This window comes from Halomonas sp. B23F22_10 (assembly GCF_043496975.1).
GTDB lineage: Bacteria > Pseudomonadota > Gammaproteobacteria > Pseudomonadales > Halomonadaceae > Halomonas > Halomonas smyrnensis.
In genome coordinates this window covers 221,775-242,624 of sequence record NZ_JBIEKF010000005.1, presented here as the reverse complement: position 1 = coordinate 242,624, position 20,850 = coordinate 221,775, and the positions used below count along the sequence as shown (strand labels likewise).

Below are 20,850 nucleotides of genomic sequence, written 5' to 3'. Positions count from 1 at the left end.
CGCGAAAGGCGCATTTGCCCCCTCGAACACCGTTTGTTCACGGTTTCCGGCCAGCCGGCCGCGAGAGCAAGGCCGGAGGCCCGTCGGGGCCGCCTCGAGCGGGGCCACAGCCTAGCCGAAGCGACCGAGCATGACAACCGTCATGCTCGGGAATGAGAGCAAACGGCGCTGTCATGGCCGAGCGCAGCGCGCAAGCAACCGCTCACTCACGCCGCCCGGGAGCGTCACGCCATGAACAGGCGATAGGCGGGGTTGTCCGACTCCTTCCAGTAGCGATAGCCGATCTCGTCGAAGTGCTCCTCGACGTGCCCGCGATCGTCCTCCGGCAGCTGCATGCCGACCAGCACCCGGCCGTAGGCGGCGCCGTGATTGCGGTAGTGAAACAGCGAGATGTTCCAGTCGTGGGGCAGGTGGGTGAGGAAGTTCATCAGCGCGCCGGGACGCTCCGGAAACTCGAAGCGATAGACCTCCTCGTCGAAGCGCTCCTGGGGGCGACCGCCGCCGAGGTGGCGCAGGTGCAGCTTGGCCAGCTCGTTGTCGGTGAGGTCCTCCACCGGATAGCCGGCCTCGCGCAGCTTGTCGATCACCGCCTGGCGATCCTCGCCGCCCGGCTTGACCTGCACGCCGACGAAGATGTGCGCCTGCTCGGGGTCGGCATAGCGATAGCTGAACTCGGTGACCATGCGCTTGCCGATGGTGCGGCAGAACTTCTTGAAGCTGCCCGGCCGCTCGGGGATGGTCACCGCCAGGATCGCCTCGCGCTGCTCGCCCAGCTCGGTGCGCTCGGCGATGTGCTGCAGGCGATCGAAGTTGGTGTTGGCGCCGGAGTTGATGCACACCAGGGTCTCGCCGCTGGCGCCGGTCTGCTGGATGTACTTCTTGAGGCCCGCCAGCGACAGGGCGCCGGAGGTCTCGGAGACCGCGCGGGTATCCTCGAAGATGTCCTTCACCGCGGCGCACATCTCGTCGGTGTTGACGGTGATGACGTCGTCCACCAGGTCGCGCATCACCGCGAAGGGCGCCTCGCCGACCTGAGCCACGGCCACGCCCTCGGCGAACACGCCGACCTGGTCCAGCACCACGCGCTCGCCGCGGTCCAGGGCGGCCTTGAGGCTGGCGCTGTCCTCGGACTCCACGCCGATCACCTTGATCTCCGGGCGCAGGTACTTCACGTAGGCGGCCACGCCGGCGATCAGCCCGCCGCCGCCCACCGGCACGAAGATGGCGTCCAGCCGGCCGGGATTCTGGCGCAGGATCTCCACCGCCACGGTGCCCTGGCCGGCGATCACGTCGATGTCGTCGAACGGCGGAATGTAGGTGTAGCCGTGCTCCTCGATCAGTTCCTGGGCGTGGGCCGCGGCCTCGCCGAAGGCATCGCCCTTGAGCACTACTTTGGCGCCCCGGGCACGCACCGCGGCGACCTTGATCTCCGGGGTGATGCGCGGCATCACGATCACCGCCTTGACGCCCATCTGCCTGGCGGCCATGGCCAGCCCCTGGGCATGATTGCCCGCCGAGGCGGCGATCACGCCCTTGGCCTTCTGCTCGTCGCTGAGCTGCGCCATCTTGTTGTAGGCGCCGCGAATCTTGAAGGAGTAGACCGGCTGGAGATCTTCGCGCTTGATCAGAATCTGGTTGTCGAACCGCTTGGAGAGAAACGGCGCCGACGAGATCGGCGTTTCCCGGGCGGCCTCATAGACCCGGGCCTGGAGAATCTTCTTGACGGTATCTTCGAGCATCCTGACATTCCGATAGTAGCGCGAGGGGCCGCGTGACGCGGCGCGGAGGGAACCTCTATTGGTAGCATTCGCGCCGGCACGGCGTCCAGCACGGCGAGGCGCCATGGCCTATAATGGCGCGGCATTTCCACCCTCCAGCCAGACGAGCACTCCATGACCCAGGACGAACTCAAGGACGCCGTGGCCGCTGCCGCCATCGACGAGATCCGCCCGCTGCTCGGGCGCGACGTGGTGATCGGCGTCGGCACCGGCTCCACCGCCAATCGCTTCATCGACCAGCTGGCCGCGCTGAGCAGCGACTTCCGTGGCGCCGTGGCCAGCTCCGAGGCCAGCGCCGAGCGCCTGCGCAGCCACGGCATCGATGTCTTCGAGCTCAACGAGGTCGGCACCGTGCCCGTCTATGTCGATGGCGCGGACGAAGTGAACGCTCACCTTCAGATGATCAAGGGCGGCGGTGCGGCCCTGACCCGGGAGAAGATCGTCGCCGCCTGCGCCCAGCGCTTCGTGTGCATCGCCGACGGCTCCAAGAAGGTGAAGCGCCTGGGCGACTTCCCGCTGCCGGTGGAGGTGATTCCCATGGCCCGCTCCTACGTGGCGCGGGAGCTGGTCAAGCTGGGCGCCGACCCGGTCTACCGCGAGGGCGTGGTCACCGACAACGGCAATCAGATCCTCGACTGCTACGAGTTCATGATCGACGACCCGGTGGCCATGGAGGCGACACTCAACGCCATCGTCGGCGTGGTCACCAACGGGCTGTTCGCCGCCCGCGGCGCCGACGTGCTGCTGCTAGGCACCGACCAGGGCGTCCAGCGCCTGACGCCGGCCTGACGTCTCCTTGCACAGGGCCGGATATCGCCCGGCCCTGCCCCATCTCTCATACTCCCCCACGAGAAAAACCACCACAGCATAATTAGCCATTACAGGCGGTAGCGGTAGGCCCGCCCTCTTATCCTGCACCCAATAGGTTAATTTCTGTAACTGAGTAACCTTTCAGTTACGGAGATGGCAGCGGCCAGAAGAAGCCGTACGCCATGACAACACGGGGGGTAAGGGAACATGACGCAGTTCGCCCATCGGGTGCTGGTCACCGGCGGTGCCGGTTTCATCGGCTCCCATAGCGTCGAGTTACTGCTGGCAAGGGGGTATCGAGTGCGCGTGCTGGACAACCTTTCCAGCGGCAACCTCTCCAACCTGCCTCTGCAGAACAGGCGTCTGGAGTTCGTCAAAGGCGACATTCGCGATGCATCGAGCGTGGCACAGGCCATGCGTGACGTCAGCCTCTGCCTCCACCTGGCGGCTCAGGTGTCGGTCGTACGCTCCGTCGAGGACCCGGCCGCCTCGGCCAGCCACAATATCCTCGGTACGCTCAATGTGTTTCACGCCGCAGCGTCGGCTGGCGTCGAGCGCATCGTCTATGCCTCGTCTGCGGCCGTTTACGGCATCCCCCGATATTTGCCAATACGCGAGACACTCACTCCATCTCCGATCTCGCCCTACGGGCTGGAAAAGTGGGCGGATGAACGTTACGCAGAGTTGCTGCACACCTCTCAGGGTCTGTCGAGCCTGGGGCTGCGCTACTTCAATGTCTACGGCCCTCGTCAGGACCCGCAATCGCCCTATGCGGGTGTCATTGCACGCTTCCTCGACACGCTCCTGCTCGGACAGTCCCCTCGGATCTTCGGCGATGGCCTCCAGACTCGCGATTTCATCTACGTTCGGGATGTCGCGCGGGCCAACGTGTCGGCCCTGGAAACCGGACACCAGGGCGTCTGTAACGTGGCCACGGGGCAGCGCACCAACCTGTTGGGCTTGCTGGAGACTCTCGGCTCGCTGACCCATCACCCCCCCACCCTTCAGTTTTCGCCGGCCAGGCAAGACGACATTCGCGATTCGTGCGGGCATACCCAGCGCCTCGAGCAGTGGCTCGGCATACAGGCGGAGTGGTCGCTGGAAGACGGGCTCCACGCCCTGGTGTCCAGCACGATTCAGCAGCAGCCGGCCGATGCCATCACGACGACGTCCCATGGTTGAGAGAAGCACGGCACCGCGTGCGAGGTAGAAAAGATGCGCAACATCGTTGGGCTACTCTTCATCGCGATAGCGCTGGCAGCGCTTCCTGACACCGCGCGTGCGGCCACCCCGGACGGCGCCTCTTCGCCCAGCGTAGCCTTCTACTACGGGAATGACGCCCCACTGGAGTTACTGGATCAGTTCGACTGGGTGGCGATAGAAGCGGCCAATCTCGCGCCCAGGCAGCGGGAGCGGCTGGAGCGCCATGGTACGCAGGCCTTTGCTTACGTGAGTGTCGGCGAACTCGATGCCTGGCGTCCCCAGCCCTCGCATCTTCCGGACTCGGTCCTCCTCGAGGACAACCCTCACTGGAACAGCCGGGTGGCCGACCTCACCAGCGACGAGTGGCAACGCTACCTGCTGGAGGAACGCATCCAGCCACTGTGGAACGACGGCTACCGAGGACTCTTCCTCGACACCCTCGACAGCTATCGGCTGTTTGCCCCGGAGGGCAGGGCCGCTCGGCGTCAGCAGCAGGCGTTGGTCGAGCTGATCGGGGAGATACGACAACGCTTCCCCGACATGAAGCTGCTGGTCAACCGCGGTTTCGAGGTCCTCGATCGCATTCATGGCGATATCGTCGGTATCGCAGCCGAGTCCCTTTATCGTCGCTGGAACCCGGCGACCGGCATCTACGGTTCGGTGCCAGACACGGACAGTCAGTGGCTGCATGATCAGCTGAGTCGGGCGAGGGACGAATACGGCCTGCCCACCATCGCCATCGATTACGTGCCGGCCGCCGATCGTGCGCTGGCGCGCCGGACCGCCGAGCGGATAGCGGCCGAGGGGTTCATCCCTTGGGTCAGCGTGGCACAGCTTAATCAGGTGGGCGTTGGGCTCATCGAGCCGGTGCCTCGTCGCATATTGATGTTGTATGACAAGGCCTCTACCGAGGCGGGTGAGCTGGCCAACACCCATGCCCACCGTTACCTGGCCATGCCGCTGGAATATATGGGCTATGCGGCGGAGTATCATGACGTCAACGCCGCACTGCCCGATGACGTCCTGAATGGCCGCTACGCCGGCATTGTCAGCTGGTTCGATGGTCCGATCCCCGATGGACAACGCTACGCCGACTGGCTGCTCGAACAGATGCGCGATGGCCTGCGCGTCGTCATCCTGGGTGACCCCGGGATTCCATTGAATGGCGCCTTGGGCAACCACATGGGACTCATCGAGGGGGCCGAGCAGCGCCAGCTGCGCATCGCGGACCACGACGACATGCTGGGATTCGAAGGCATGCCTTCACGCCCCGCGCCTTATCAGCACGGCTATCAGACCACACGTGCCGACATCATCCGCCACCTGACCCTGGAGGCCCCGGGAGGCCGTTCCCTGTCCCCGGTACTGAGCGGGCCCTGGGGCGGGCTCGCCACCTGGCCCTGGATCCTTCAGCAGGCCGGCGAGGCGCAGCAACGCTGGATTCTCGATCCCTTTGCGTTCCTCGAGACCGCACTGGCCCTCCCCGAGATCCCCGTACCGGACCCCACCACGGAGAATGGTGCCCGCTACTGGATGACACAGATCGACGGCGACGCCTTTGTCAGTCGAGCCGATTTTCCCGGTTCGCATTTCACCGGCGAACTCATGTTGACGGAGGTCCTGCAACGCTACCGTGTGCCGACCACCGTGTCGGTGATCGAGGGAGAGTTCGGACCGCATAGCACGCATCCACATCTCCGCTCACAGCTGGAACCACTCGCCCGACGCATCTTCGAGTTGCCTTGGGTCGAGATGGCCAATCACACCTTCAGTCACCCCTTCCAGTGGGAAAAGCTCGACGAAGGCGATCTCGCCGGACAGGGCGAGACCCAGGCCGGCTTCAATTACAACCTGCCGATACCAGGCTACGCGTTCTCTCTGGAGCGCGAGATCGCCGGCGCCACGGCATACATCAATGACCACCTGGCGCCGCCCGACAAGTCGGTGTCCGTGGTGCTGTGGAGCGGCAACGCCTTGCCTCCGGAAGAGGCCCTTGCGCACGCCGAACGGATCGGCCTGCGAAACATGAACGGCGGCAACACCCACATCACCGACAGCTTCCCCACCTTGACCCGGGTGTCGCCCATGCTGCGTCCCCAGGGCGACTACCTGCAGGTATACGCCCCTCAGACCAACGAGAACATCTACACCAACCACATGCGCGGACCACTGTGGGGCTATCGTCGTGTCATCGAAACCTACCGGCTGACCGATCGTCCCCGCCGGCTCAAGCCGATCGACATCTACTACCACTTCTATTCGGCGGCGAGCCCCGCCGCACTGAAGGCGCTGCAGCAAGTCTACGACTACGTCAGCACTCAGGAGACGCTCCCGGTCTATACCAGCACGTGGAGCGATGTTGCCAGCCAGTGGTACGACCTGGGTATCGCCCGCAGGCTCGACGGTGGTTGGCAGATCCGCGCCGCCACTCGGCTTCGCACCCTGCGCCTGCCCCCGGCCCTGGGCTGGCCGGATCTGGCAGCCTCCCGAGGCGTGGCCGGCGTCAGGGACACCGACACCGGGCGCTATGTCGCCTTGAGCGGCGCCGGTGATTCCCTTCTTCAGCTGTCACCACAGCCTCCCGAGACCCCCCACCTGAGGCTGGCCAACGGCCGTATCTCCCGCTGGGAGCGACACGACGCCAAACGCCTCTCGCTGCGCCTTGCCGCCGAACAGGTCTCCTTGCGCATCGAGCTGGCCGGCATGGATGACTGTGATATCGACGCCCCCGGTGCCAGACAGCAGCAGCAAGGCGACCGGGTGATCCTGAGCTACGCTGGAAGCCACTCCGATCGCATCGAGGTGTCCTGTGACGACTGATCCCCTTCGTTCCCGACATCGGCATCCCATGCGCGCCGGTCACCTGCTCCGACCCTTGACCCTGCGGGGGCTGGGCATCCTGCTGGCGCTCATCCTGATCGGCCTCTTCCCGGCCCGCCACTTCCTGCAGCTCGGCGCCTCACCGGAGACCGCCTACGAACGCATGGCGATCCTCTACCATCAGGCCCTGCTCAGGGTCAGCCCCGACAACGTCGGACTGCGCCTTGCCCTGACCCGCCAGCTCATGGAGATCGGCGAGCTCGCCGCCGCACGCGAGACCTTGGCGCCACTCGGCGGCGACCACGACATCGACATCCAGTGGCTGCTGCTGGAGCTGAACTGGCAGGCCTACGCGGCCCTCCCCGCAGAGGCTCCCGAGCGGGCTCGCCACCTCGAGCGGCTGACCCGGCAACTCGCTGCGCTCGAGTCGCGCGATGATCTTCCACCACCGCACCTGGCCACGATCGCCCATCACTGGCTGGCAATCGGCCATCCCGCCCGCGCGGCCCAATGCTACGAGCAGCTGGCCGAGCGTGACTCACCGAAGGGCTACCACTGGTTGACCCAGGCCGGCTACTGGTGGCTCAAGGCCGGCGCACCGGAGCGCTCGGCCAGGGCCTGGCACCGGGCCTGGCAGATCGCCGGGAATGCCCCTCACGATCTCGGCTGGCTGGGGTGGGTGATCCCCGCGGCCCATGCCCAGCAGGATCCCCTCGGCTCCGAGGACCCGCCACGCCGGGAAGCCGCCCTGGCCGCCTTGACTGCCGCCGAACAGAGCGAGAGCGGCATCGGCGTGGCGTATGCACGGGAATATCTGAGCCACTATCCCGATGATGAAACGTTGCTGACGCTCGGGATTCGCCTGGCACTGGCTCATGACGAACCGGAACAGGCATTCGAATGGTCACAGCACTATCTCGATCTGCATCCCGATGACGTGGATGCCCTCGAGCGCCACGTCTCGATCGCCCTGGGCCTCGACCGTCTGGAGTCGGCCATCGAGGGCCTGGAGCGGCTGCAGCGCCTGGAACCGAATCAGCTCGACCACCTCGAGCGCCTCGCCCACACCCAGCAGTGGGCCGACCAACACCGGCGAGCGCTGGACACTCTGGAGCGGCTGGCCCGGGCCAGCGAACGGGCCGAGCATGATCGCGAGGTCGTGACCCTCGCGCTGAGTCTGCGCTATCGCACCACCGCCCTGGCCGCCCTGCGGCGCCTCAACGAGCGCGGCGAACTGACGCCTGATGAGCGCCATCTGCTGGTCGACCTGCTCGATGCCTTGGGCGAGCCGGACGCCGGCATCGCCCAGATACGCCGCTGGGAAGCCGCCGGCGACGGCGATCGGGAACTGCGCATTCGCCTGGCCACTTGGCTGGAACAGGTCGGCCGTCTCGAGGACGCACAAGATGCCTGGGCCAGGCTAGCGGGTCATTCCGGGCTGGAGGTCGAGGCGACCCGCGAGCGGAGCCGTCTTCTGACCCAACAGTGGCGACTCGACGAGGCCCTGACCGTCCTCGGCCGCATCGACCCCGACAGCACCTCGGCCATGGCCGACGAATACTGGCGCCAGCGCGCCGAGCTGGCCTGGCAAGTCGGCGATGCGAGGAGCAGCCGGCAGGCCTATCGGGCCCTGTTCGCCCGCCATGGCCTGGAGAACGATGAGGCGACGCGCCTCATCCGCACCGCGGGAGACAGCGGCGACCTGTCGCTGGCCATGCGGGTGACTCGCGAACGCTGGGAAGCCGAGCGCGACACCGACGCGATCATGGAGATGCTTGACCTTGCCCAGCGTGAGTCTCGCCCCGACCTCACGCGAGCGCTTTTAGCGATGGTCGAGCAGGATCCCGCCCCCCTGGCCGACTCGCCCCACTACTGGGGAGCCCTGGGCGCCCAACGGCTGCGGGAACGGGATGCTCCCGGTGCCGTCTCGGCGTACCGGGAAGCCCTCGCCCGAGCCCCCGGCGAGCCCTACCTCCGCGCCGGGATGCTCTATGCACTGGCCGCCGACGGGGAGCACGAGATGCTTCGCCAACGCCTCGGCGAATGGGCCGCCGCCGCCCGCGGTCATACCGACCTGATGGCCGCCATGGCCAATGGCCATCGCCAGCTGGGGGAGCTCGACCGGGCATTGAGATGGTATCGCTCGGCAGCCCAGGCTGCGCCTCGGGATACCTGGCTCCAGCTCGATCATGCCGACACCCTGGCATCGACCGGTCACGCGGCAACCGCCTATCGGCTGCGCCATCAGGCGCTCGCCGATCTGCTGCCCGAACTCGCGGCCAACCCGAGCGCCTCGACGCAGCCGGGCCGTGACAGCCGGGAAGATCAGGTCCGGGCACTGGACACACTGACGACACTGGCCGGCCCCGACAGCGGCCGCGGCTGGTACCACACCCTGCTGCTGAAGGCGTTCGACGACACGCCACCGACGGTGGAAGACAGTGATTGGCTGTTCGACGCCAATCTGGCCCTGAACCGGCCGCTGCACGCCCGCTACCTGCTGCTGCGGACCCGCGACCTGGGGCATCGCAGCCCCGACTGGCAGCGCCTGTCGGTCGCGCTGGAGAAGAATGATCGCGCCACCCTGAAGCGATTGCTCGACGATGACACGGCCGCCCTGTCAGCGGCCGACCGGCTCGCTGCCCTCCAGCGGCTGGACCGCCGCCAGGAAGCACTGGCGCTGGCCACCGACTTGACTGCCGCCGGCCATGACCAGCGAGCCGACGCCGTGGCGCTGGCCAACGAGCTGCCCCATCGCCTCGTCACTCGTGCCTCCCACGAGGAACTCGGCGACCTGAGCATCGACAGCGGCCAGCTGAGCTACGAGCGAGCCGGCGAACGCTGGTGGGGCAGGCTCGATCTGGCGAAGCGACGGCTGGATACCGGGAAGCTCGATCTCGAGGCGGACGGCCTGGAACAAGAGAGCGTCGCAGGGCTGACCCTCGGCTGGAACGGCGCACGCAGCGATACCCGGCTGCAGCTGGGCGGCGTCGAGACCGACGACGACACTCGGGTCCAGCTCCGGCTCGACCAGCGCTGGCAGGCGACGTCGCGCCTGGCGGGCGGCGTCTACGGTGCGCTGGGCCAGACCTCCGAGATCGGCGACCTGATGCGGGTACTGGGGGTCGAAGACCGAGTCGGCGCCAATCTCGAATGGCAGCCCACGGCCCGTGACGTCCTGTCGTTCGATGCCAGTCATCTGATCTTCCGCAGCCGCGAGGAGCATGAACGACTGGGCGACGGCATGCGCCTGGAGGCGGATTGGAGCCACGCCCTGGTGGCGGGCGCCAGCCGGCGGCTGGAGCTGCGCCTGATGGCCAGTCACGAGCAACACGATCCGGTGGACCAATTGCCCGAGGACACCGCCGCCCGCCTACCCGCCGGCAGCACACCGGACCGGCTGCTCGACGACAGCAACACCTTCGTGGGCGTCGGGATAGGCATTGCGCGAGGCGAGCCGGGCCACGCCTACCCCCGGGTGGCCTCTCCCAGGCTGCGTTTCGACCTGGATGCCGGCTACCACATGCCGAACGACGAGTTCGCCATCAATACCACCTTCGCTGTCGGCTCCCGGCTGCTGGGCAATGACGAGCTGGGGCTGCGGCTCACCCTCGATCAGGGCACCGAACAGGGGGCAAGCAACAGCGACGACACGCGCTTCGCCATTGCCCTGACCTATCAGTACTTCCTGGGCCGCCAAAAGGCCGCCCGCCACTAGCAAGGAGTGATGCCCATGTCCCGCTCATTCGCTTCCTCACTGGCCATGGCGACGCTCATCGGTCTCTTCGCGCTCGGCGGCTGCGCCGTGACCGACGTGCACCGCTCGGCCCCCCTGGACCCCGATGCACGCTGGGCGCTGCTGCCGATCGCCAACCACTCCGAAACGCCGTTGGCCGGACGACGCGCCGAATCCGGCCTGACCACCCTGCTGCACCAGCATGGCGTCGCGTCGCTGACCCAGGCCCCCCACCCGCCTCCCTCCGGGCTGCTCGACCTCACCGGCGGCCATGACCTGCAGGAGGCCCTGAACTGGGCCCAGCAGCAGGGTATCCGCTATGGCGTCACGGGCTCCGTGGACGAATGGCAGTACAAGACCGGCCTGGATGGCGAGCCCGCCGTGGGCCTGAGCCTGCGGGTGGTCGACGTCAACAGCGGCGAAACGCTGTGGAGCGCCAGTGGCGCACGCAGCGGCTGGGGCTTCAGCACCACCAGCGGCGTCGGCCAGGAACTGATGGCCGATCTGGTCGACGAACTGCCCCTGGAGCGCTGAGGTGAATATGGCGACGCGTTTCGAGCACATCCCGGTCGAGCCGCCACCGCGCTGGCTACGGATGCTGGAGACCCTGGTCATCAGCCTGGCGATACCCGCGCTCGGCTTCATCCTGCATCCCGAGGATCCACTGCTGCTGGAGAGCGGAACGGCCTGGCTGCTGGTGGCGGGACCGCTGTTGATCGGCATTCGTTACGGGTTTGCCTTCGGCTTCGGCAGCGCCCTGATCAGCGTCGCCCTGATCGGCGCCGAGACCTGGTGGCGAACCGGGGCGCTGGTGCCGGACCAGGCGCAGGCACTGCCCAATGCCGTGGCGGTGGTGCTGGTGGGAATGCTGTCGGGCGAGATGGCCGACACCTGGCAACGTCGGCTGCGCCAGTTGGCCACCATCAACCACGATCAGGCCACTCGGCTCGACGAGTTCGTCCGACACTATCATCTGCTACGCGTCTCGCATGATCAGCTGGCCGAGCGCCTGGCCGCCAATCCGTTCACGCTGCGCGATGCGCTGCATCGGCTCGCCCAGCGCTTTCAGCATCTGGCCGAGCACGGAGCACCGCTCCAGCACCACGGTAGCGAGATACTCAGCTTCCTGGCGCTCAACGGCCGTATCCAGCAGGCGGCGCTGATTCGCCTCGACGAACATCATCGTCCCCTCAAGGAAGCACCGGTCTGCTACGGCGGCGGGGTCGGCATCGATCACCAGGACCCGATGATCCTCGCCTGCCTCGAGCAACGCGAGATGCTCTATGCCGGCAACGCCGTCGACCCCCAGCTACCCGAACAGGGCTCGCTGCTCGCGGTGGTGCCACTGATCGATGTGCATGAGCGCATCCATGCCCTTGTCGCGGTCACGCAAATGCCCTTTCTCGACTTCCATCGCGGACAACTGCATCTGCTGGCGGTGCTCGGCGCCCAGCTCGGCGACCTGCTTCACCGGGCCGAAGCGCGTCAGGGGCATGCCTCGCCCGCCGATCTATCCGCCAGCCTGGCGCGTTGGGTCGCCCAGGCCCGACGCAACCACCTGTCTTCACTCCTCGTCACCCTGGAACTCCCGGAGACACTGGACGAGACGCATGGCCGGACCATCATCGACGAAGCCTTTGCCCAGCTGCGCGCCCTGGATCAGGGATGGGTGTTCGGCACGAGGCTGCACACGACCTGCTTGCATATCCTGATGCCGCTGGCCGACGAGCGGGCCGCCACCGCCTTCGCCGAGCGTCTCTGGCAGCGCCTGGAGACCCAGCTGCCACAAGATCCTCGCCAGGAAGGCGTACGACTTAGCCATCGGCTCATCGACGGCCACCGCTCGGCCAGGGCACTTCTGGACGGCCTCGACCTTCAGGAGCGCCACCATGCGGCGGCTTGACGCGCCACCGCGTTCTCCGCTGCCGGTGATCATCCCGTGGCTGCTCGCCGGGCTGACCCTGGAGGGCATCGCCGCCTACTGCCTGCTACTCACTCCCGAGCTGCTCTGGTGGCGCAGCCTGCCGCAGCACCTGATGGCCAGCCTGCTGCTCGCCGTCGGACTGTGGAAGGGACTGCCGAAGGATATCGCACACCCCATGGCCGGTACGCTGGCTTTCCTGCTGGCCTCGCTGATCCTGCTGCCAGGCATCGGTGCCGTGGGGATCGCGCTGGGGGTGCTGCCCGCCCTGCACAGCGCTCGTCGCACCAGGCCGAAGACCTGGCGCCCGCTTCCCATCCCCGACCTGCCATTCCGCGCCGTCCCCCTTCCGGCCGCGAACGACCCCACCCTCCGCAACGGTCTGGGCAGCGTGCTGTCGGGAGTCGGCGATCCCCAGCAGCGTCAGCAGGCGATTCTGGCCTGTCGACACCTGCCCCGGCGGCAGGCCGTCCCTTTGCTACGCCAGGGGCTGATGGATGCCAGCGACGATGTCCGCCTGCTCGCATACTCGATGCTGAATGCCATCGAACGCGAGCTGGATAGCCGACTCCTCGCCTTGACCCGGACCATCGCACAGGGCGACGACCCGGCCGGCCACCGCGCCGAGGCCATCTCGACCCTGTACTGGGAGTATGCCTACCTGGGCCTGGCGCAGGGCAGCACGCTGCGTTATCTGCTCGAACAGGCCCTGGCGTTCATCGACCAGGCGCTGGAGCATCGGACAACTGCCCAGCGCTGGCTGCAGCGCGGCAGGCTGTGCGCGACGCTGGGCGATGTCGCGGATGCCGAGCGCGCCTTCGCGCATTGCGAGCGCCTGGGGATGAACGACGACGACCTGGCACCGCATCGCGCGGAGCTGGCCTTCCGGCAGCGACGTTTCGCGGAAGTGCGCCGGCAGCTGGCCCGGCTCAGTGCCGCCGCTGCCGGCGATCCCACCTTGCATCCGGTGGCCAGCTTCTGGCGTGTGGACGCCGCCCCTCGGGGCGACACGGACACGACCGCCGCCCGGGAAAGACAGGAAGCATGGCAATGACGGACGGCTGGCCGACACTCAGGCGGCGCGCGCGCCCCGCCGACATCATCCTGTTGCTCGAGGGCACCTACCCCATGGTACGCGGCGGGGTCGCCGGCTGGGTCGACCAGCTGATCCGAGGACTGCCCGACCTGCGCTTCGCCCTGGTCTTTCTGGGCGGACGACGACAGGACTACGAGGGGATCCTCTATGCACGACCGGAGAACGTGGTGCACCTCGAGTGCCACTACCTGTTCGACGACATGCTGCAGTCCGGCACGCCGCGGCAACGGCGCGGCAACAGGCGCGCCTTCGCAGCCAGTCGCGAGCTGCATGAGACCCTGCGCGCTCCCGAGGCCAGCCCGGACGCCACCCTGTGTCAGGCCGCTCGGCTGCTGGGGCGTACCGGGGGCCTGAGTCAGGACGACTTCCTGTACAGCCAGGCCGCCTGGGAGCAGATCCTCGAGCACTACCATCGCGACTACCCTGATCCTTCCTTCATCGACTACTTCTGGTCGGTGCGCAACATGCACACCCCGCTGTTTCTGCTCTCGCGCATCGCCAGGCAGCTGCCGCCGGGACGCTGTCTGCATGCCATCTCCACCGGCTATGCCGGCTTTCTCGGAGCCCTGGCGCACCACATCACCCGACGGCCGCTGCTGGTCTCCGAGCACGGCATCTACACCAAGGAGCGCCAGATCGACCTGGTACAGGCCGACTGGATACGCGACCCGACCGACCCCCTGACCCATGGCTTCCAGACCCATACCGGTTACCTGCGGCACATGTGGGTTCGCTTCTTCCAGAGCCTCGGGCGCATGACCTACGCCTCGGCCTGCGGCATCACCACCCTCTACGAAGGCAATCGTCAGCGTCAGCTGCTCGATGGCGCCGCCGAGGACCGCACCCGTGTGATCCCCAACGGCATCGGCATCGAGCGCTTTCGCCCCCTGCGCGATACCACAGGGAGCACAGGGCGGCAGGTCGTGACGCTGCTCGGCCGAGTCACGCCCATCAAGGACATCAAGACCTTCATACGCGCCATGCACCAGCTGTTGTCGCGCGTTCCCCAGGCCGAGGGCTGGATCGTCGGGCCGGAGAGCGAGGATCCCGACTATGCGCGCGAGTGCCACGACCTGGTGCAGCAGCTCGGCCTCGAGACGCGGGTGCGTTTTCTCGGCTTCCAGCGCACCGAGACGATCCTCGCACAGTCCCGCCTGGTGGTACTGACCTCCATCAGCGAGGCCCAGCCCCTGGTGGCGCTCGAGGCCATGGCCGCCGGGGTGCCGGTGGTATGCAGCGACGTCGGCGCCTGTCGTGAACTGGTGCTGGGAAGCGATCGGTCAGAGCGACCCTCGGGGCGCATCGTCCCCATCGCCAGTCCCGGCGCCACGGCGGCTGCCATGGCAGAGCTGCTGGAAGACGACCAGGCCTGGCAACAGGCTCGGGAGGCGGGAATAGCCCGCGTCGAGACGGAATATACCGAGGCGCTGATGCTCTCCCGCTACCGGCAACTCTACGTCGATGCCGGGGCACTGCCCGGTGACGGGAAGGAGACGAGCAAAGATGGCGGGGATCGGCTTCGAACTGCGTAGGCTGCTGCGGCAGGACAGTTACCTGGGGCTGCTGCGTGCCTACAGCTACGCGGGCATCATCGGCTCCGGCCCCTGGGTCTTGTCGATCCTGGCCGTGATGGCGCTGGGGATGATCTCGGCCTCGACCCGGCAGGGTGCCAGCGGTCACGTCACCGAGTTCCTGGTTTCGGTGACCTGGCTGGTGGCCGCGTCGCTGATATTTACCGGCCTGGTGCAGCTGCTGTTCACCCGCTTCGTGGCCGACCGGCTATTCGAGCACCACGCCGAGCGGGTGCTGCCCAATCTCTTCGGACTACTGACCCTGGTGACGCTGGCGGCAGGCACGCTGGGGCTGGCGGCGATGCCCGCCTTCGCCGGCACCGGCGTGGTCTATCGACTGGAGATGGCGGTCGCCTTCGTGCTGCTGAGCAACATCTGGTGCGTGGCTGTCTTCGTGGCGGGCGTCAAGGCCTACCATCAGGTACTAGGCGCCTTTGCCCTGGGCTATGGCGCCACACTCGGCGCGGGCCTGCTGCTGCGCGACCTGGGGCTCGAAGGGCTGCTGGGCGGTTTCGTGCTGGGTCAGGGGCTGCTGCTCTACTGCCTGCTCTTCATGGTGATCCGCCACTATCCCAGCGAGCGGCTATGGGCCTTCGACCTCCACCGTCGGGGGCAACGCCATCTCTCGCTGATCCTGATCGGCCTGAGCTACAACCTGGGCATCTGGATCGACAAGCTGGCTTTCTGGTTCAATCCCGACACATCCGAGTCCATCATCGGCCCGCTGCGTGCCGCGCCGATTCACGACCTCCCGCTCTTCCTCGCCTACCTCTCCATCGTCCCCGGCATGGCCGTGTTCCTGATGCGCATGGAGACGGACTTCGCCGAGCGCTGCAGCGCCTATTACGAGGCCGTTCGCGGCGGCGATACCCTCGACCATATCGAGCTGCTGCGCGGCCAGATGATCACCAGCGTACGACGCGGCATCTACGATATCTTCAAGGTTCAGGGCATCACCATCCTGGCCCTGCTGATGGCCGGGCCGACCCTGCTCGACTGGCTAGGCTTCTCGGCCTGGTATCTGCCGCTGTTCAATATCTTCCTGGTGGCGGTAGGCATCCAGGTGCTGTTCATGGCGATCCTCAACGTGCTGTTCTATCTCGACCGCCTGAGGCCGGCGCTGTGCCTGTGCCTGTTGTTCGCGGGAACCAACCTGGGGCTGACGATGGTGAGCCAACAGCTGGGGCCGGCCTTCTATGGCTACGGCTATGCCCTGTCACTCCTGATCACCTCCCTGGTCGGCCTCGGCATGCTGGATCACGAGTTTCAGCGCCTCACGTATCAGACCTTCATGCTGCAGCCGCCTTGCCGCCCACCCCGGAGCCGCGCCTGATGCCGAAGGCGTGATGCAAGCAAGCACTCACTTCGCTTGGAGGAACCGATCCAGGCCTTCCAGCGTCCGCGCCAGGGCGCCGCGGTTGGCCTCGACCACCACCCGCCCGGCCGCGGCCAGGCGTTCACGCTCCGCCGCATCGCCGAGCAGGCGTGCGAGCGCGTCGGCGAGTGTCGTGGCGTCACTGACCTCCACCAGCGCCTGCCGCTCGCGCAGCGCCTCGGCCACGTCGGTGAAGTTGGCGAGCTCGGGGCCGGTCAGCACCGGCACGCCCATGGCGGCCGGTTCCAGCAGGTTGTGGCCGCCGATCGGCACCAGGCTGCCGCCGACGAAGGCCGCGTCGCCCGCACCGTAGAGCGTGGACAGCTCACCCATGGTGTCGCCCAGATAGACCGCGGTCTCGCCGGTCACCGCCTCGTCCCGCGAGCGCCGCGCCAGCGGCATGCCCGCGTGGCGGCACAGCTCGGCCGCCGCCTCGAAGCGCCGCGGATGGCGCGGCACCAGGATCAGCAGCGCCTCGGGACAGCGCTCCCGCAGCCGCGCATGGGCCTCGAGCAGTGCCTCGTCCTCGCCCTCGTGGGTCGACCCCGCCACCCACACCGGCCGCTTGCCGATCTCGGTGCGCAAGCGCTCACTCACGCCAAAGGCCTTGTCATCACGGGCCAGATCGAACTTCAGCGAGCCGGTCACCTCGGTCTTCCCCGCCGCCATGCCCAGCGCCCGGAAGCGTTCGGCGTCGGCCTCGGACTTGGCCCCCAGCCAGCTGACGTGGGACAGCGCCTCGGCCATCAGCCGCCCGAGGCGACGATAGCCCCGGAAGGCCCGCGGCGAGAGCCGGCCGTTGACCACCGCCACCGGAATGCCCCGTCGCTCGCAGCCGGCCAGCAGGTTGGGCCACAGCTCGGTCTCGAAGAAGATGGCGAGATCGGGGCGCAGGCGATCGAGGAAACGCCGCGCGGCGCCGGGGAAGTCCAGCGGCACGAAGTGATGACTCACTTCGGCCACATCCGCCTCGTACTGCAGGCGTTCGGCGACGGCATGGGCGCGCTCGGCCCCGGTGGCGGTCATGGTGGTGATCACCAGGCGGCGGTCGGGATGACGGCGCGCCAGGGCCTCGATCAGCGGGCGAGCGGCCTGCACCTCGCCCACCGAGGCACAGTGCAGCCACAGGCTATGGGCGCCCTCCGGCGAAACGGCGATGCGCCCCAGCCGCTCGACACGGGAGCGCCCGGGCAGGCTCTCCCGCCACACTCGCCGCCAGACCAGCGGCGAGAGCGACAGCAGCGCGGCGGAGTAGCCGCGCCGCGCCCAGGGATGGCCGGCCATCAGGCCTCGCGGTCGAGGATGGTGGAGATCATCGCCGTGGTGGAGACGCCGTCCTCGAAGCCCAGCACCTGCACCTCGCCGCCGGCCGCACGCACGGCCTCGCCGCCGGCGATGTCCTCGGGCCGGTAGTCGCCGCCCTTGACCAGCACATCAGGCAGCACCGCCTCGATCAGCTGCTGCGGGGTGTCCTCGGCGAAGGGCACCACCCAGTCCACCGCGCCCAGCCCGGCCAGCACCTGCATGCGCCGCGCCAGCGGGTTGATCGGCCGCTTGGGCCCCTTGAGGCGGCCGATGGAGGCGTCGTCGTTGACCGCCACGATCAGCCGGTCGCCGAGCCGGCGGGCGTGCTCCAGGTAGGCCACGTGGCCGGCGTGGAGGATGTCGAAGCAGCCGTTGGTCATCACCACCCGCTCGCCGCGGGCCTGGGCGGCGCGCACCGCCTCGATCAGCGGCGCCTCGCCGATCACCCCGAATTCGGCCAGCTTGTCGCCGTGCAGGGCGGTGTAGAGCTCGGCCACGGACAGCGTGGCGGTACCGGGTTTGGCGACCACCAGGCCGGCGGCCAGGTTGGCCAGGGTCATGGCCTCGGGGAAGCCGTGGCCCGCGGCCAGCGCCAGCCCCAGCACGCCGATCACGGTGTCGCCGGCGCCGGTGACGTCGAACACCTCCCGGGCGCGGGTCGGCAGGTGCAACGGCTCGTGGCCCTCGCGGATCAGCGTCATGCCCTTCTCGCTGCGGGTGATCAGCAGCGCCTCGAGCTCCAGCTCGGCGCGCAGCGCCTCGCCGCGTTCGGACAGGGTGGCATCGTCCGGGCAGGGGCCGGCGACGGCCTCGAACTCGGCCAGGTTGGGGGTGATCACGCTGGCGCCCCGGTACTTGCGGAAGTCGCTGCCCTTGGGATCAACCAGCACCCGCTTGCCGGCGGCCCGCACGCGGCCGATCAGCCCTTGGACATCGGCCAGGGTGCCCTTGCCATAGTCGGAGAGGATCACCAGGTCGGCGTCGTCCAGGGCCGTCTCGACCTCCTCCGCCAGTGGCCCGGTGTCCACGTCGCCGAGGCTCTGCTCGAAGTCGAGGCGGATCAGCTGCTGGTTGCGGCTCATCACGCGGAGCTTGGTGATGGTCGGAATATCGGCGCTGCGAGCGAAGTGAGTGCTTACACCGGCGTCCTCGAGGCGGCGGCTCAGCAGGTCGGCGTTGTCGTCGTCGCCGACCAGGCCGGCCAGCGCCGCCCGCGCGCCCAGCGAGGCGATGTTGAGCGCCACGTTGGCGGCGCCGCCGGGACGGTCCTCGGCCTCCTCGACCCGCACCACCGGCACCGGGGCCTCGGGCGAGATCCGCGAGGTCCCACCGTGGAAGTAGCGGTCGAGCATCACGTCGCCCACCACCAGCAGGCGTGAGTGCTCCAGGGCGGTCAGATCAAGCTTCATCGGAAGGCTCCCTTTCCTGACGGGACGCGGCGATGGCCAGCACCGCCTCGAGATTACGAATGACGTCGTCGGCCTGGATCAGCGACATGGCGTCGGGATGGCGGACCCGCTGCCCCCAGGACAGCGTCTCGGGATCCTTGTGCAGGAACTGGCGCACCGCATCGGGATAGCGGTTCACCACGTGCTCGCGCCAGCAGTAGGGCGCGGCCCGGTCCGGGTTGGTGGTGGCGAACAGGCCGACCACGGGGGTATTCAGGGCGTTGGCCATGTGCACCGGGCCCGAGTCCGGCGCCACCACCGCACGGGCGCCGTCGATCAGCGCCAGCAGGCCCTTCAGCGAGGAGCCGCCGATGGCGTCGATCACCGCCCCGGGCTGGGACAGCGCCTGGATGCGGCTGCCCATCTCGCGCTCCTGGGTGCTGCCGCCGCCGGTCAGCACCGTCTTCAGACCGTGCTGGACCCAGGCGTGCTCGACCACGCTGGCGTAGCCCTCCGCCGACCAGTTGCGGAAGTTGCGCAGCCGCGGGTTGGCGCAGGGGCTCATCAGGATATAGGGCGCGTCGCCGGTCAGCGTCGCGGCCTCGTGCCGGGCGGCGTCGGGGATCGGCATGTCCCACGCCAGCGAGAGATCCTCGACGCCCAGCAGCCGGGCGAAGTCGAGGAACGACTCGAGCACGTGGGCGCGGGGGTGCGGTGCCAGCTGGCGGTGGGTGAACCAGTGCTGGGCATCCTTGGCGCGGGCCTTGTCGTAGCCGACGCGCAGGTCGGCCTTGAGGCCCAGCGAGAGCACGCTGGCACGCAGCGCCTGCTGCATGTGCAGCAGCACGTCGAAGCGCGTGTCCGCGAGCTGCCGCCACAGCTCGCGCATCCCCGAGAGGCCGGTGGCCTTGTCGTAGACGACGAACTCGACCCCCGACATACCGGCCAGTAGACTGTGCTCGCCCTTGCCGATGATCCAGGTGATGCGCGCATCGGGCCACCGACGCTGCAGCGCGCGGATCGTCGGAACCAGGTTACAGACATCGCCCAGGGCGGAAAGGCGCAGCACGCCGATATGGGCGGGGCTGGCGGGCAGAGGATGCTTCATGCGATTGGCAACGCTTCAAACGGGAAAGGTTTACATTTTATATGATGCGGACAGTTTATGTGACGCCGATGGGGCGCCACAAATCGGCCCGCCAACCTTCGATCCCGACCACTGGCGCCGTCAGGGCCTCGTCACCGGCGAGGCCCCCGGCCGCGGCGCCAGCCTGTTCCTGGCCGCCGGCGAGGCCGAGTGGGTGCTGCGCCCCTACCGCCGCGGCGGCCTGGTGGCCCGGGTGAGCGAATCGCGCTATCTGTGGACCGGCGCCGAACGCAGCCGTTCCTTCCGCGAGCTGCGCCTGACCGCCCACCTGTTCTCGCTCGGCCTGCCGGTGCCCCGCCCGGTGGCGGCGGTCACGACCCGCCACGGCCCCGGGTACGAGGCCGCGCTGATCACCGTGCGCCTCTCCGGCGCCCGCGCCCTGGCCGAGCGGCTCCATGACGCCGACGACGCCCTGCTAGCGCGGGTCGGCGCCACGGTGCGCCGCTTCCACGACGCCGGCCTCGACCACGTGGACCTCAACGCCCGCAACCTGCTGATCGACGACGACGGCACCGTGTGGCTGATCGACTTCGACCGCTGCCGGCTGCGCGCGCCCGGCAAGTGGCAGGAGGCCAACCTCGAGCGGCTGGCCCGCTCGCTGGCCAAGTTCGACGCCGCCCCCGCCATGGCCGCCATCCGTCGCGGCTATGACTCTATTCAAGATTAGCGATGAGCTTTGCCGGCGCCTAAGCTCCGGGGT

The 20,850-nt window shown here is 68.0% G+C and carries 14 protein-coding genes; 10 read left to right on the top strand and 4 right to left on the bottom strand.

The features are described 5' to 3' along the window. Positions 1–224 precede the first annotated feature (224 nt). A complete protein-coding gene (ilvA, locus tag ACGTNF_RS13345) occupies positions 225–1,844 on the bottom strand; it encodes a threonine ammonia-lyase, biosynthetic (RefSeq protein ID WP_394602094.1) in 1,620 nt (539 codons plus the stop codon). Positions 1,845–1,892: 48 nt separating this feature from the next. On the opposite strand from ilvA, the gene rpiA reads away from it, so the two are divergent. From rpiA to pelG, 9 genes are all read left to right on the top strand, one after another. Next, a complete protein-coding gene (rpiA, locus tag ACGTNF_RS13340) occupies positions 1,893–2,567 on the top strand; it encodes a ribose-5-phosphate isomerase RpiA (RefSeq protein WP_016854153.1) in 675 nt (224 codons plus the stop codon). Between the two features lie 228 nt (positions 2,568–2,795). Continuing rightward, positions 2,796–3,770 carry an NAD-dependent epimerase/dehydratase family protein gene (locus tag ACGTNF_RS13335; protein ID WP_152477729.1) on the top strand — a complete coding sequence of 325 codons (975 nt, stop codon included), beginning with the start codon at positions 2,796–2,798 and terminating at the stop codon, positions 3,768–3,770. Positions 3,771–3,803: 33 nt separating this feature from the next. After that, positions 3,804–6,611: a bifunctional glycoside hydrolase/polysaccharide deacetylase family protein gene (locus tag ACGTNF_RS13330; RefSeq protein ID WP_394602093.1), complete on the top strand. Its 2,808-nt coding sequence runs from the start codon at positions 3,804–3,806 to the stop codon at positions 6,609–6,611. A gap of 28 nt (positions 6,612–6,639) precedes the next feature. Then, positions 6,640–10,329, top strand: coding sequence for a tetratricopeptide repeat protein (locus tag ACGTNF_RS13325; RefSeq protein WP_394602092.1), 3,690 nt, complete (start codon positions 6,640–6,642; stop codon positions 10,327–10,329). Positions 10,330–10,344: 15 nt separating this feature from the next. Continuing rightward, complete coding sequence (locus ACGTNF_RS13320; protein ID WP_016854158.1) at positions 10,345–10,881, top strand: hypothetical protein; 537 nt, start codon at positions 10,345–10,347, stop codon at positions 10,879–10,881. A 7-nt stretch (positions 10,882–10,888) separates the two neighbouring features. Then, on the top strand, positions 10,889–12,250 hold the full coding sequence (locus ACGTNF_RS13315) for a PelD GGDEF domain-containing protein (protein ID WP_016854159.1): 1,362 nt from the start codon (positions 10,889–10,891) through the stop codon (positions 12,248–12,250). Then, positions 12,237–13,322: a tetratricopeptide repeat protein gene (locus tag ACGTNF_RS13310; protein ID WP_394602091.1), complete on the top strand. Its 1,086-nt coding sequence runs from the start codon at positions 12,237–12,239 to the stop codon at positions 13,320–13,322. Before ACGTNF_RS13315 ends, ACGTNF_RS13310 begins: the two co-directional genes overlap by 14 nt. Further along, entirely contained in the window at positions 13,313–14,896 is a 1,584-nt protein-coding gene (gene pelF / locus ACGTNF_RS13305) for a GT4 family glycosyltransferase PelF (protein ID WP_394602090.1), read from the top strand. Before ACGTNF_RS13310 ends, pelF begins: the two co-directional genes overlap by 10 nt. Continuing rightward, on the top strand, positions 14,868–16,268 hold the full coding sequence (gene pelG / locus ACGTNF_RS13300; RefSeq protein WP_394602089.1) for an exopolysaccharide Pel transporter PelG: 1,401 nt from the start codon (positions 14,868–14,870) through the stop codon (positions 16,266–16,268). Before pelF ends, pelG begins: the two co-directional genes overlap by 29 nt. 27 nt (positions 16,269–16,295) lie before the next feature. On the opposite strand, the gene waaA is transcribed toward pelG, so the two are convergent. Genes waaA through ACGTNF_RS13285 form a run of 3 tightly spaced genes read right to left on the bottom strand, consistent with a single transcriptional unit; the run spans position 16,296 to position 20,111 of the window. After that, positions 16,296–17,594 (bottom strand): lipid IV(A) 3-deoxy-D-manno-octulosonic acid transferase, encoded by a 1,299-nt coding sequence (gene waaA, locus ACGTNF_RS13295; protein WP_394602088.1) that lies wholly within the window; start codon positions 17,592–17,594, stop codon positions 16,296–16,298. Further along, positions 17,594–19,024, bottom strand: a complete 1,431-nt coding sequence (gene hldE, locus ACGTNF_RS13290; RefSeq protein WP_394602087.1) for a bifunctional D-glycero-beta-D-manno-heptose-7-phosphate kinase/D-glycero-beta-D-manno-heptose 1-phosphate adenylyltransferase HldE — start codon at positions 19,022–19,024, stop codon at positions 17,594–17,596. Before hldE ends, waaA begins: the two co-directional genes overlap by 1 nt. Continuing rightward, complete coding sequence (locus ACGTNF_RS13285; RefSeq protein WP_394602086.1) at positions 19,014–20,111, bottom strand: glycosyltransferase family 9 protein; 1,098 nt, start codon at positions 20,109–20,111, stop codon at positions 19,014–19,016. The genes hldE and ACGTNF_RS13285 overlap by 11 nt, the downstream gene beginning before the upstream one ends. Between ACGTNF_RS13285 and ACGTNF_RS13280 the strand changes: the two genes are divergently transcribed. Next, positions 20,110–20,817, top strand: a complete 708-nt coding sequence (locus ACGTNF_RS13280; RefSeq protein WP_394602085.1) for a 3-deoxy-D-manno-octulosonic acid kinase — start codon at positions 20,110–20,112, stop codon at positions 20,815–20,817. The two genes, ACGTNF_RS13285 and ACGTNF_RS13280, sit on opposite strands and share 2 nt — an antisense overlap. Positions 20,818–20,850: the final 33 nt, after the last annotated feature.

Bases quoted from the DNA above. Each gene is read 5' to 3' on its own strand.
- hldE (WP_394602087.1), bottom strand. From the start codon at position 19,024: ATGAAGCTTGATCTGACCGCCCTGGAGCACTCACGCCTGCTGGTGGTG.
- ACGTNF_RS13310 (WP_394602091.1), top strand. From the start codon at position 12,237: ATGCGGCGGCTTGACGCGCCACCGCGTTCTCCGCTGCCGGTGATCATC.
- ACGTNF_RS13280 (WP_394602085.1), top strand. From the start codon at position 20,110: ATGCGATTGGCAACGCTTCAAACGGGAAAGGTTTACATTTTATATGAT.
- ACGTNF_RS13315 (WP_016854159.1), top strand. From the start codon at position 10,889: ATGGCGACGCGTTTCGAGCACATCCCGGTCGAGCCGCCACCGCGCTGG.
- ACGTNF_RS13325 (WP_394602092.1), top strand. From the start codon at position 6,640: ATGCGCGCCGGTCACCTGCTCCGACCCTTGACCCTGCGGGGGCTGGGC.
- pelG (WP_394602089.1), top strand. From the start codon at position 14,868: ATGGCGGGGATCGGCTTCGAACTGCGTAGGCTGCTGCGGCAGGACAGT.
- waaA (WP_394602088.1), bottom strand. From the start codon at position 17,594: ATGGCCGGCCATCCCTGGGCGCGGCGCGGCTACTCCGCCGCGCTGCTG.
- ACGTNF_RS13335 (WP_152477729.1), top strand. From the start codon at position 2,796: ATGACGCAGTTCGCCCATCGGGTGCTGGTCACCGGCGGTGCCGGTTTC.
- ilvA (WP_394602094.1), bottom strand. From the start codon at position 1,844: ATGGCGCCTCGCCGTGCTGGACGCCGTGCCGGCGCGAATGCTACCAAT.
- pelF (WP_394602090.1), top strand. From the start codon at position 13,313: ATGGCAATGACGGACGGCTGGCCGACACTCAGGCGGCGCGCGCGCCCC.
- ACGTNF_RS13285 (WP_394602086.1), bottom strand. From the start codon at position 20,111: ATGAAGCATCCTCTGCCCGCCAGCCCCGCCCATATCGGCGTGCTGCGC.
- ACGTNF_RS13330 (WP_394602093.1), top strand. From the start codon at position 3,804: ATGCGCAACATCGTTGGGCTACTCTTCATCGCGATAGCGCTGGCAGCG.
- rpiA (WP_016854153.1), top strand. From the start codon at position 1,893: ATGACCCAGGACGAACTCAAGGACGCCGTGGCCGCTGCCGCCATCGAC.
- ACGTNF_RS13320 (WP_016854158.1), top strand. From the start codon at position 10,345: ATGTCCCGCTCATTCGCTTCCTCACTGGCCATGGCGACGCTCATCGGT.